At 63.8% G+C, this 12,589-nt stretch carries 10 protein-coding genes and 1 riboswitch; all 10 genes read right to left on the bottom strand.

The genetic code is table 11. From position 1 onward, the window contains the following. Nucleotides 1-83: 83 nt before the first annotated feature. The gene (locus tag ACVWW6_RS21495) at nucleotides 84-1,373 is read right to left on the bottom strand and encodes a serine hydroxymethyltransferase (protein ID WP_456681366.1); all 1,290 of its coding nucleotides are present in this window, start codon (nucleotides 1,371-1,373) and stop codon (nucleotides 84-86) included. A gap of 33 nt (nucleotides 1,374-1,406) precedes the next feature. Continuing rightward, nucleotides 1,407-1,492, bottom strand: a riboswitch (ZMP/ZTP riboswitch). 196 nt (nucleotides 1,493-1,688) lie between these two features. Next, nucleotides 1,689-2,138: a cytochrome c gene (locus tag ACVWW6_RS21490; RefSeq protein ID WP_028173227.1), complete on the bottom strand. Its 450-nt coding sequence runs from the start codon at nucleotides 2,136-2,138 to the stop codon at nucleotides 1,689-1,691. A gap of 125 nt (nucleotides 2,139-2,263) precedes the next feature. Further along, on the bottom strand, nucleotides 2,264-4,573 hold the full coding sequence (locus ACVWW6_RS21485; protein WP_182868931.1) for a xanthine dehydrogenase family protein molybdopterin-binding subunit: 2,310 nt from the start codon (nucleotides 4,571-4,573) through the stop codon (nucleotides 2,264-2,266). A 229-nt stretch (nucleotides 4,574-4,802) separates the two neighbouring features. Then, the gene (locus ACVWW6_RS21480) at nucleotides 4,803-5,327 is read right to left on the bottom strand and encodes a GNAT family N-acetyltransferase (protein WP_271553938.1); all 525 of its coding nucleotides are present in this window, start codon (nucleotides 5,325-5,327) and stop codon (nucleotides 4,803-4,805) included. 58 nt (nucleotides 5,328-5,385) lie between these two features. Next, complete coding sequence (locus tag ACVWW6_RS21475) at nucleotides 5,386-5,520, bottom strand: DUF1127 domain-containing protein (protein WP_456683171.1); 135 nt, start codon at nucleotides 5,518-5,520, stop codon at nucleotides 5,386-5,388. Nucleotides 5,521-5,925: 405 nt separating this feature from the next. Next, nucleotides 5,926-7,455 carry a murein biosynthesis integral membrane protein MurJ gene (gene murJ, locus ACVWW6_RS21470; protein ID WP_456681365.1) on the bottom strand — a complete coding sequence of 510 codons (1,530 nt, stop codon included), beginning with the start codon at nucleotides 7,453-7,455 and terminating at the stop codon, nucleotides 5,926-5,928. Between the two features lie 187 nt (nucleotides 7,456-7,642). Continuing rightward, nucleotides 7,643-8,794 (bottom strand): DegT/DnrJ/EryC1/StrS family aminotransferase, encoded by a 1,152-nt coding sequence (locus ACVWW6_RS21465; protein WP_039185625.1) that lies wholly within the window; start codon nucleotides 8,792-8,794, stop codon nucleotides 7,643-7,645. A 51-nt stretch (nucleotides 8,795-8,845) separates the two neighbouring features. Beyond that, entirely contained in the window at nucleotides 8,846-9,850 is a 1,005-nt protein-coding gene (locus ACVWW6_RS21460; RefSeq protein ID WP_456681364.1) for a Gfo/Idh/MocA family oxidoreductase, read from the bottom strand. Between the two features lie 185 nt (nucleotides 9,851-10,035). Next, a complete protein-coding gene (locus ACVWW6_RS21455; RefSeq protein WP_271553943.1) occupies nucleotides 10,036-11,448 on the bottom strand; it encodes a mannose-1-phosphate guanylyltransferase/mannose-6-phosphate isomerase in 1,413 nt (470 codons plus the stop codon). Between the two features lie 7 nt (nucleotides 11,449-11,455). After that, nucleotides 11,456-12,445: an SDR family NAD(P)-dependent oxidoreductase gene (locus tag ACVWW6_RS21450; protein ID WP_271553944.1), complete on the bottom strand. Its 990-nt coding sequence runs from the start codon at nucleotides 12,443-12,445 to the stop codon at nucleotides 11,456-11,458. Nucleotides 12,446-12,589 lie beyond the last annotated feature (144 nt).

The following is a 12,589-nucleotide window of genomic DNA, read 5'->3' as shown; positions in this document are numbered from 1 at the left end:
GGGAGCGAGATGCGCCGGCATCCAGCAGGTCGAATCAACGCCGCGGCGGCTCGACCGAAGATAACCACTCTGAGAACGATCCGTCAGGCCTTCGGAACAGAATTTGCTCCGGACACCACGCCCGGAACAGGAAAAGCCCGGCACATCTCGACGCACTCTGACCTGAGGCGCGCGACGACCACATCGTTGCCGTTCGCCTGCAAAGCCGCCGCAATGAACTCGCCGATACGACGCATTTCGGGTTCTGCCATGCCACGCGTAGTCGCCGCCGGTGTCCCAAGGCGAATACCGCTCGGCCTGAGCGGCGGCCGCGGATCGTCCGGAATCACTTGCTTGTTCGTGGTGATGGCTATGGCATCAAGCACATCCTCGGCTGCCCGCCCGTCCAGTCCGACGGACGCTGCCGTATCGACGACCATCATGTGATTGTCCGTTCCGTCCGTGACCAGCTTCATCCCGCGCTCCATCAGCGCTCCGGCAAGAACCTTCGCGTTGCGCAAGACCTGCCGCGCGTAAACCTTGAAATCCGGGGTCGCCGCCTTCTTGAGCGTCACGGCAATCCCGGCCACGACGTTCATGTGAGGTCCGCCCTGCAAACCGGGAAATACGGAAGCATCGATCCGAGCGGCATTTTCTTTCCGGCATAGGATGATCCCGCCCCGGGGGCCGCGCAGTGTCTTGTGGGATGTCGTCGTCATGACGTCGAAGTCGGCATCAAGCGGATTGCGCATGACATTCGCGGCAACCAATCCGCCATAGTGGCTCACGTCAGCCATCGTGAGCGCGCCAACTTCGTCGGCAATACTCTTGAATGCCGCATAGTCCAGGTCGCGCGGATAGGAGCTGTAACCGCACAACACCATCTTCGGACGCGCTTCACGCGCAATCGCGCGCAATTCGTCGAAATCTATCGCGCCGCCGTTTGACGGGGCCGTCTTGTAGCGAATGAAGTTGAACAAACGCCCCATGTGGGATACCGGCGCGCCGTGGGTGAGATGACCGCCATGGGACAGGTCCATGGCGAGAATGGTGTCGCCGGGCTCCAACAGGCCGAGATAGACGGCCTGATTCATCGGCGATCCGGAAAGAGGCTGAACGTTGGCGTGCTCGGCACGAAAAAGCGAGCAAGCCCGCTCGCGTGCGAGGCGCTCGATTTCGTCCGTATACTGCTGGCCGCCGTAGTATCTGCGTCCCGGATATCCCTCGGAATATTTATTGGTGAAGACCGATCCGAGCAGCTCAAGCACCTCCGGGTAGGTGTAATTCTCGGACGGAATCAGTTCGACGCCGTCCTGTTGGCGGCGCTCTTCCCCCGCAAGGGCGGCGGCGATCTCTTGATCATTGATGGACAGTTCGTTGCGAAATGACGGCATGCTCGGGCTCCTCAACACGCTGTTTTTCCAGCAGATTGGTGCCCAGGCGATCGGCGTCAGAACCCTTCGCGCTTCACCGTGGTCGATTCCACGTTAGCTCGCCAGTCGCGCGATAGGACGAATGAGCACGGAGACTCTTCGTAAAGTAAAGCTTAGCCGACCTGCGGACCTGCAGCAACTACCGGTTCCCGCAGGCCGTGCCGGCTGAGGCAACGCTCGGAGCCGCATGAGCGAAGCGACATGCGGGGTCACCATTCCCGGATATCGCTGCGCTCATCCGGGCTTCGAGGTCGAGCGTGGAAAAAAGTGAGGTGGCTACTTCAACTTCAGCCGATACGTCTCGTGGCAGTCGGTGCAACGATCGTTGATCGCGGTATAGGCGGCCTTGAGGCTCGCGACGTCGGTGATCTTGCCCTTGACCTGCGCGATCGCCTTCTGCACCGGCGGGATCTTGGAGTCGAAATCGGCCTTGTTCTTCCAGACCTTCGGCGAGGCCCCATAGGTCGCGTTCACCACGTCCTGCTTGGGATTGACCTCGAAGGTCTTGGCGATCTTGGCGACGTCGGTCTCGAGATTGGCGATCGCCTCGTCGGCGGCCTTCTGGTCGTAGGGGATATCGCCCTTGGTCATCTTCAGGATGACCGTATAGAGGCTCTTGGCCTGCGAGCGCATCAGATTATCCTGTTGAACCGCGACCTCCTGCTGCGCCATCACGGCGCCCGCGCCCAATAGCAGGGTCGTCACGACAATCATCGTCCGTTTCATTGGTTAGTTTCTCCGACTCGCAAATGCCTTGGGATTGGACCCTCCACCCGCTTCACGGGAGTCGCGATCCATCCATGGATAGAACCCCGCGCGGGGCGTTTATTCCCGCGCGGCAGGATTGTGGCTTACAGGCTGTGACGGCGACGGTGCTCGCTGATGGCGATCCACACCCGTTCCGGGGTCGCCGGCATGTCGATGTGGTCGATCTTGTACTCGCGCCAGAGCCCGTCGACGATGGCGTTGACGACGGCCGGACAGGAGCCGATCGCGCCGGCCTCGCCCGCCCCCTTCACGCCCATGGGATTGGTCTTGCATGGAACGTTGGCGGTCTCGAACACGAAGTCCGGACCATCAGCCGCCCGCGGCAGCGCGTAGTCCATGAAGGTCGCGGTGATCAGCTGGCCGTCACCGGCCCCGTAGACCACCTGCTCCATCAAGGCCTGGCCGATGCCCTGCATGGCGCCGCCATGCACCTGCCCGGCGAGCAGCAGCGGGTTGAGCGTCTTGCCGAAATCGTCGACGATCACGTAGTTGACGATCTTGATGATGCCGGTCGCCGGATCGATCTCGACCTCCGCGACATGGGTGCCGTTGGGATAGGTGCCGTCGGCGCTGGCGAAGGTGGCGCTGCCGTTCAGCTTCGACGGATCGGCGCCCGGCCGCTTGGCGAGATCGGCGAACGAAATCGAACGATCGGTGCCGGCGATGCGCAACACGCCCTCCGATATCTCGAGATCGCCGGCGCTGGCTTCCAGCGCCTGCGCCGCGATCTCCTTCAGCTTTTGCCCGAGCTCGCGCGTGGCGCGCTCGACGCTGACGCCGCCTGACGGGATCGAAGCCGAGCCGCCGGTGCCGAGACCGGTCGCGATCTCGTCGGTATCGCCCTGACGGACGTGGACGCGCTCCGGCGCCACGCCGAACTGCTCGGCGACGATCTGCGCATAGGCGGTCTGGTGCCCCTGTCCGCTCGACTGCGTGCCGATCAGGACAGTGACGTCGCCATTGGGATCGAGGCGGACATTGGCCGTCTCCTCACCCATCACGCCGCAAATCTCGACATAGCTCGCAAGGCCGATGCCGCGAATGAGCCCCTGCTTCTTGGCCGCCTTGGCGCGCTTGGGAAACTCCTTCCACTCGGCGATCTCCATGGCGCGCTTCAGATGCGCGGCGAAGTCGCCGGAATCATAGACCTTGCCCGTGGCCGTCTTGTACGGCAGCGCCTTTGGCTGGATGAAGTTCTTGCGGCGGATGGCGTCCGGCGTCATGTCGAGCTTTCGCGCGCACGCGTCCACGAGGCGCTCGATGACATAGGCCGCCTCGGGCCGGCCCGCGCCGCGATAGGCATCGACCGGCACGCTGTGGGTGAAGATGGTGCGCACCCGGCAGTGGAAGGCCTGGATGTCGTAGAGGCCCGGCAGCATGCCAGCGCCGCCATGCGGGATATAGGGCCCGAAGGTCGACAGATACGCGCCCATGTCGCCCATCAGGTCGCAATCCATCGCGAGGAACTTGCCGTCTTCAGTCAGCGCCATCTTCGCGGTCGTGACGTTGTCGCGGCCCTGCGCGTCGCCCATGAAATGCTCGGAGCGGTCGGCCGCCCATTTCACCGCCTTCTTCAGCTTGCGCGCCGCGACCGCCATCAGGGCGTATTCGCGGTACGGAAACAGTTTTGTGCCGAAGCCGCCGCCGACGTCGGGGCAGATCACCCGCATCTTCTCGGTCGGGATGTTCAGCACGTTCTGGCAGAGAATGTCGCGCAGGCGATGGCTGCCCTGGCTGCCGACCGTCAGCGTCAGATGGTCGCGCTTGGCGTCGTATTCGCAGACCGCCGCGCGCGTCTCCATGAAGCTTGCGACCACGCGCGGATTGACGATGGCGATCTCGGCGACCGCATGCGCCTTGGCAAAGGCAGCTTCGGTCGCGGCTTTGTCACCAATCGAAACATCGAACAGCACGTTGCCGGCCTTGTCCGGCCAGACCTGCGGCGCGCCCTTCTTCACGGCATTGACGACGCCGGTCACCGCCGGCAGCGGGCTCCATTTGACCTCGATCGCCTCGATCGCGTCGCGGGCCTGGTCGATGGTCTCGGCGACCACGAAGGCGATGGAATCGCCGACATGGCGCACTTCATCCTTCGCGAGGATCGGGTATGGCGGGCCGGTGAAGGGATCGGTCTCGAGATTGAACAGGCAGGGCAGATTGCCGAGATCCCCAACGTCGGCGGCGGTCAGGATCAGCGCGACGCCGGGCAGCGTACGGGCGCGGCTCGCATCGATGGTGTATTTAGCATGCGCGTGCGGCGAGCGCAGCATCAAGCAGCGGAGCGCAGCCTGCGGCGCGTAATCGTCGGTATAGCGGCCCTTGCCGCGGATGAGCGCGTCATCCTCCTTGCGCAGCACACTTTGGCCAACGCCGAACTTGATGGGAGCAGCCATTTTTTATCCCGTTCTCATGGTTGTTTTGCCGGCATATTGCCGTGGAAAAAGTGGCAAGGCAAATGGCTTTAGGCGTGAACGTTGATCGCAGGCCGGGAAAAGCACCGTTCATCCGTAAGCGGAATTTGCTTGGAAAGGCTGAAGTCCGCTCATTTCCCGTGGGTCCGAGGATTCGGCGCTCCGTCGCTGCGCCCGGTTTCCGACCAGACCAGGCCATGCCAAATCGAATTCAGCGGATGAATTTCTTCATCATAAGGTACTGGTCGTACGTGATATCCCCGATGCGGATGGCACCAGGATCGGTGCCGTAGACTTCGAACCCGTTCCGCTTGTAGATCTTGATTGCAGCGGTTGCTGTTAACAAGACGGCAAGATGTACCTGTTCGACACGTGCCTCGGCATGGGCAAGAATCTCTTTGATGAGCCGATCTCCGACACCTTTCCCTTGATCGTTTTCTCTTACATAGACCGTGAAGATTTGACCCCGGTGCTGCGATCTCTTGTAGGGTGAGACATAGAGGCCCGCGACGCCGATCAAGCTCCCGGATTCAAACGCGCCAAGAATAGTGCCGCTGAGCCAATGGCGATAAGCCATCAACATCGCTTCACCGCCTTCGTCCTCTTCAGGAGAACCAAACGTTTGAGGGTACTTCTGAAGCGCCTCCGCGCGAATTTCGCGAAAGAGATCCAGGTCATCGACAGTCAATCGCCGGACTTCTACGTCCGCCTGAGCAATAGCAACATGTGACGTCATGATCGCCACCTTTCTATTGTAATGGCGCGGGATCGCATGGGCAGAGATTTATGGTCCGTTACATCACGCCACGGCCCCACAGGCCCGCCGTGCCATCTCTAAGCCTGTCTACTGCGCGTTCAGGCGTGAAGTAGTCGATCTCGCCACGCGTCAGACCAATATCCATCAGTTCCCTGTCACTCAGGGCCTGCAAGGAGACGCGCGGGCTCTGACGCCGATCCCGAAATGCAAGCCAATATCGCTTAAGCAGGCTCAAGACGATGGAGAGGTCGAGGCGAAGCCGCGCAGCATCACCCCCCCGTCTCGGAGGTGATGTTAGTCTGTTGCGGTGGCATGGGACGCTCCTGCTGTTGTGCCGGCAGGGAGCGTGGCCAAACAAAAGGCCCCGTCCGATGCCGGCGGGGCCTGGTGGAAAGATGTCGTCGTCGAATTCCTAGCGCGCGACTCCTCCCACGGCCCAGCCGAAGCGGGTCACGTGCATCGAGTTGATGTTGCGCACTGATTTGATCATGAGGCGACCGTACCACAGCAATCGTGCAAAATCAAGGGATGTGCGGAGGTCACTTACACCCTCGAGGCGAGTGCTACGCTCCGGCGCCTAGCCGCGCACCAGCGCGATCAGCCAGCGGCGGCCGAACAGAACGAGGATCGCGAGCGCATAGACGATCGTGCCCCCGACGGCCAGCAGGACCAGAGCCAATTCGTCCCGGAAGGCGTGCACGGAGGCAAGAGCGGCCGGGCTGAAGCGCGCAATCAGCAAGAAGGCCGCAGCGAGGATCAATCCGGTCAGCAGGAACTTCGCGAGCGACAGTAGCCAGGCGCGGTCCGGCACGAGGAAGCCTCGGCGTACCGCGAAGAACAGCACCAGCAAGAGATTGGTCCAGACGCCGACGGCGGTCGCCAGCGCGAGGCCGATCTGGGCCAGCGATCCCATCAGGGCCACCTTCAACGCAACATTGACGGCGATGCCGGTCAGAGAGGCGCGCACCGGCGTTGCGGTGTCCTTGCGGGCATAGAAGGTCGCGACCGCGCTGCGGATCAGCACGAAGGGGATCAAGCCGATGGCATAGGCGGCGAGCGTGGCGCCGGCGGCGGCGGCATCCGCCTTGGAGAACGCGCCGCGGGCGAACAGTGCGCGCATGATCGCATCGGGCACGGTGATGAAGGCCGCGACGAACGGGATCGAGAACAGCAGCGTGAAGTCGAACGCGCGGCGTTGCGCCTTCATCGCGCCGTCATGGTCGTTCGCGGTGATGCGCCGCGACATCTCCGGCAGCAGCACCGTGCCGATGGCGATGCCGATGACGCCGATCGGGAGCTGGTTGAGGCGGTCGGCATAATACAGCGCCGACAGCGCGCCCGCGGGCAGGAAGGTCGCGATGATGGTGTCGGCAAACAGCGCGACCTGCGTGCCCATCGAGCCCAGAGTCGCCGGCCCCAGCGCCTTGAAGAAGCCGAGAACGTCTTCGTCGAGCTTCAAGGGCGCAAAGCGCGGCAGGCCGCCATGGCGGGCGAGATCGCCGGCGAGCAGGAAATATTGCAGGAAGCCCGAGATCAGGACGCCCCAGGCCGCGGCGTGGCCCGCGGTCGGAAACCAGACGGCAACTGCCAGCGTCATCATCATCGCGACGTTGAGGAAGATCGACGCGGCCGCGGCGCTGGCAAAGCGCTGCATCACGTTGAGCATGCCGCCATAGAGCGTCACCAGCGTGATCAGCAGCAGATAGGGAAAGGTGATCCGGGTCAGCTCGATCGCAAGCTTGCGCTGCTCGGCATCCTCACTGAAGCCGGGCGCCAAAATGCTCATGGCCTGCGGCATGAACAGCCAGGCGGCGATGAGCAGCACGACTTGCGAAGCCAAGAGCAGCGTGAAGATGCGGTCGGCGAACAATTTGGCCGCCCCCTCCCCGCGCTCGCCATGGACATGCGCATAGGCCGGCACCCAGGCGGCGTTGAACGCGCCCTCGGCGAAGATCGCGCGGAAATGGTTCGGCAACCGCAGCGCCACGAAAAAGGCGTCGGCCACCGGGCCGGCGCCGAGGATCGCCGCGAGCATGATGTCGCGGGCAAATCCCGTCAGCCGCGAAAGCAGCGTGTAACCACCGACCGTGAAGATGCGTCCGAGCATGCGTCTGTTTTAGAGCATGGCGAGATCAGGTCTAGGTGCAAACCGCGAGGACGGTATGCTCCCTCCCCCGCTCGCGGGGGAGGGTTGGGGAGAGGGTGTCTCAACAAGAAAGACTCCCCCAGAGGAGAGAACCCTCACCCGGCGCTTCGCGCCGACCTCTCCCGCGAGCGGGAGAGGTGAACCAAGATCAACCCGCAATCGCCCCGCGCACGGCGGCGATGATTCGCTCCTGATCGGCTTCGGTCAGGTAGGCGTGCATCGGCAGGCTGATGACGTCCTGCGACAGGCTCTCGCAACCCGGCAACCCGCCCTCGGCGACCGGATACTGCTTGTAGGCGGTCTGCTGATGCATCGACTTGCCGTAATAGATCGCGGTCGGCACGCCCTGGGCCTTCAGCGCCGCGGCAAAGCCGTCACGGTCGGTCCCCTCGGGCAGGCGGATGGTGTACTGCGCCCAGACCGAGGTGTTACCGGGGCTAAGGCGCGGCACGGTGACCACGTTGCTGAGCCCGCGCTCATAGCGTTCGGCAACCCGGTTGCGGGCAGCGATCTCGTCGTCAAAAATCTTCAGCTTCTCGATCAGGACCGCAGCCTGCATGGTGTCGAGCCGGCCGGTGAGGCCAAGACGGACGTTGTCGTATTTGTCGACGCCCTGCCCGTGCACGCGGATGCTGCGCAGCGTCGCCGCGAGTTCGTCGTCATCGGTGAAGATCGCGCCGCCATCGCCAAAGCAGCCGAGCGGTTTTGCCGGGAAGAAGCTGGTGGCGGTAGCAAGCGCCAGGGTGCCGAGCTTGCGGCCCTTGTAGCTCGCGCCAAACCCCTGGGCGGCGTCGTCGAGCACGAACAGGCCTTCGGCCTTTGCGATCTCGGCGATGGCGTCGTGATCGGCGGGCTGGCCGAACAGGTCGACCGGAATGACCGCTGCCGGCTTGAGGCCGGCCTTGCGGGCGGACGCGATGCCGCGCTTGAGCGATTCCGGGCTCATGTTGAAGGTCGCCTCGTCCACGTCGACATAGACCGGCGTCGCGCCGGTCCGCGCCACCGGCGAGGCGGTCGCGATGAAGGTGAAGGACGGACACAGCACGGCATCGCCGGGCCCGACATTCTTCGCCATCATCACCATCAGGATCGCGTCGGTGCCGCTGGCGCAGCCGATGACGTGCTTGGCGCCGCAATAGGCCGCGAGCTGCTTCTCGAGCTCGGCGACCTCAGGGCCGTTGACGAACTGGCAATGGTCGAGCACGCGCTTGACGGCCGCATCGAGCGAGGCGCCGAGCCGGCGGCGCTGCGAGCCGACGTCGATGAAGGGAATGGGTTCGGACCGCAGATGCTGGTTCATGGCGCCTTGCTGATTGTCTTGCGAAGTTTGGGAAGCCGACATGGATGGAGATCAGCCGGCGACGCGGCGCGGACCCTTGCGGGCGAGCGACGTCGCGGCGGGACGCGACGGCGTCTCCAGGCACTGCGTGGCGATCTCGAGGCTGGCAACGCCCTCATCGCCCGTGACCGCCGGCGTCTCGCCGTGGCGTACGGCCTTGAGGAACGCGATCAGCTCGGCGCGCAGCGGCTCGTCATGGCCGACAGGCAGATGCCGCATCGAGTAGCTGCCGTCGGGCTTGAAGCCGAAGCACTCGGTGACCTGGCGCGTCAACAGATCGCCCATCACGTATTTGCCGCGGGTCGCGACCGTGACGCTGCGTGCCTTGAACGGCGTCAGCCAGTTGGTGTTGATGTGGGCGAGCACGCCGTTGGCGGTGCGGAACTGGAGCAGCGCGATGTCCTCGCGCTCGGCGACCGCGCTCGACAATTGCGGCTGCACCTCAACGATGTCGGATTCGGTGAACCAGCGGATCAGGTCGATGTCGTGCACGGCGAGGTCGATGACGACGCCGACATTGGACATGCGCGGCGGGAATGGACCGACGCGGGTGATCGCGATCGAGAGGATGTCCTCACCCGCGATCGCCTGCTTGACCGCGGCGACCGCCGGATTGAAGCGCTCGACATGGCCGACCATCAGCGTGACGCCAGCCTTTTGCGCGGCGGCGACGATCTCACGGCCTTCGGCGACCGTGGAGGCGATCGGCTTCTCGACCAGCACGTGGATGTTCTTGGCGATGCAGGCGAGCGCGACCTCGTGATGCAGATGGGTGGGCGCTGCGATGGTGACGGCATCGACGCCGGCGGCCAGGAGCTGGTCGAGCGTCTCGAAGCCCTGGCAGTTGGCAAGCTCGGTGGTGCGCGTCAGGTGCGTCGGCGAGGGATCGACCACGCCGACGAGGGTGACGCCGGGAAGACCCGCGAGCACGCGCGCATGGTTGCTGCCCATCACGCCCGCGCCGACGACACCGACGCGCAAGCCTGCTTTGGCAGGTGCTGACCCTTTGGAACTCATCTGAGCAAACCCCGATTCAACCGCAAATCCCCGGGCCGCTTCTAGCACGGGCGCCACATTTGTGGCGAATGCAGAGCTTCCGGCCCGGACACGATTTGATTCAAAAAGTTACACGTTCTCCGGGCCTTAAGCCGCTGAAAGATACTGCTCTTTCGGCCCGGGTCGCGTGATTCGGAGCCTGCTGGTTACGACCTTTGATAGTCGTCTTCAATCCGGATGATGTCGTCTTCCCCGAGATAGCTGCCGGTCTGGACCTCGATGAGTTCCAGCATGATTTTACCGGGATTCTCCATCCGGTGCACGGCGCCCATCGGGATGTAGATCGACTCGTTCTCGTGCACCGTCTTCACGGTCTCGTTGACGGTGACCCGCGCCGCGCCGCGAACCACGATCCAGTGCTCGGCACGGTGATGGTGCTTCTGCAGCGACAGCCGCCCGCCGGGCTTGACCACGATGCGCTTGACCTGGTGACGCTCGCCATTGTCCACCGACTGGTAGCTGCCCCAGGGCCGATGCACCTTGAGATGCTCCTCGGTGACCTTCGGCGCGACCGCCTTGAGCTTGGTCACCAGGCGCTTCAGGCCGTTGGCATCCTTCTGGCGCGAGACCAGGACCGCATCGGCGGTCGCGACCACGACGAGATCGTCGACGCCTTCGAGCGCGACCAGCGCGGAATCGGTGGTGACGTTGCAGTTGCGCGAATCCTCGAACACGGCGGCGCCGTGCGCGGCGTTGCCCTGCGCGTCCTTCTCCGACAATTCCCAAACCGCGTGCCAGGAGCCGACGTCGGACCAGCCGCAGGACACCGGCACGACGGCCGCGCGCGAGGTCTTCTCCATCACCGCGTAGTCGATCGAGATCGCCTTCGCCGAACCGAACGCCTCGGGCTCCAGCGTCACGAAGCCGAGATCGCGGCCGGCGTTGGTGACCGCATTGGAGACCGCCTCCACGCTCGCCGCATCGACCTTGCGGTATTCGTCGAGCAGGACGGTCGCCGGGAACATGAAGTTGCCGCTGTTCCACAGGTAGCCCGAATTGACGTAGTCGGCCGCCTTCACCGCGTCCGGCTTCTCGACGAAGCGCGCGATTGCGTGCACCTCACCGGAGATCACCTCGCCCAGGCTGATATAGCCGTATTCGGTCGCCGGCCGCTCCGGCTTGACGCCGAAGGTGACGATGCGCCCGGCGCTCGCGGCGGTGAGGCCTTCGCGGCAGGCCGCGACGAAGGCGGCCTTGTCCTGCACCACGTGGTCGGCGGCGAGCGCGAGCACGATCGCCTCACTGACGCGGTTCTGCGCGAACACCGCGCCGGCGGCGATCGCAGGGCCGGAGTCGCGGCGCATCGGCTCGAGGATCACGTCGGCCTCGATGCCGATCTCGGCGAGCTGCTCCAGCACCATGAAGCGATAGGACGCATTGGTGATGACGATCGGACGATCGAACAGCGAGGCGTCCGAGACGCGCAGCAGCGTGTCCTGGAAGGTCGAGCGCGAACCGAACAGCGGCAGGAACTGCTTGGGGCGCACCTCGCGCGAGGCCGGCCACAGCCGCGTGCCGGCACCGCCGCACATGATCAGGGGGATAATGCGTTTGTCCATCGTCATCTCAAACCTTGAAGTAGTCCCGATACCAGGTGACAAAATTACGAACCCCGTGCTCGATCGGCGTTGACGGTGCAAAGCCGGTGTCGCGCATCAGGTCCTCGACATCCGCGAACGTTTCCAAAACGTCTCCCGGCTGCATCGGCAGCAATTCTTTGATCGCCGTCCGACCCAGCTCCTGCTCCAGAAGTCCGACGACATGCATCAGCTCCTCGGGGCGGTGGTTGCCGACATTGTAGACCTTAGACGGCGCATTTGCGGCAGCCGGGTCATCGGCGGGCACCCGATCGATCAGCTTGGACACGACACGGGTTACGTCGTCAATATAGGTGAAGTCGCGTCGCATCCTGCCATGGTTAAAGAGCCGGATCGGCGTCCCCGCCATGATCGCGTTCACGAACAGAAACATGGCCATATCGGGCCGTCCCCACGGGCCGTATATGGTAAAGAAGCGCAAGGCCGTGACCGGCAGCCGGTAGAGATGGCTGTAGGACTGCGCCATCACTTCGTTCGCCTTCTTGGTCGCGGCGTAGAAGCTCACCGGATGATCGGTCCGGTCCTGCACGGCAAATGGCAGTTTTGTGTTGGCGCCGTAAACGGAGGATGACGAGGCGTAGACCAGATGACGACAGCCGTTGTTGCGGCAGCCCTCCAGCACGTTGAGAAAGCCCTGGAGATTGGAATCGGCGTAAGCCTGCGGATGCTCGATCGAGTAGCGCACGCCGGCCTGGGCGGCCAGATGCACGACCTTGGCAAACCCGTGTTCTCCAAACAACGCCGCAATGGTCTCGCGGTCGGCCAGATCGGCCTTGACGAACGAGAAGCGGGAATCGCTGCGCAACAGCTCGAGCCGCGCCTGCTTCAGCGCCGGGTCGTAATAGCTGTTGAGATTGTCGAGCCCGATCACGGGCCGACCTTCGGCGAGCAGCTGCCGGGCGACGTGAAAGCCGATGAAGCCGGCGGCACCCGTGACCAAAATCGCCTGATCCATCATCCTGTTCCCAAGGGATCCCTAGCTCGATCGCCTGCGGCGCTTCTTTAGCCGCCGCATCGAGGGGGTCGCAATAGCCCCGCCGCCCGCCATGACGGGTCACGATAACCGCGCATGATAACCGCTATTGCAAGATCGGCGCCAAGA

The sequence above is a fragment of the Bradyrhizobium sp. USDA 3311 genome, from assembly GCF_054062495.1.
Note: the sequence above shows the minus strand (reverse complement) of the source record. Positions and strands in the feature narration are given on the sequence as shown.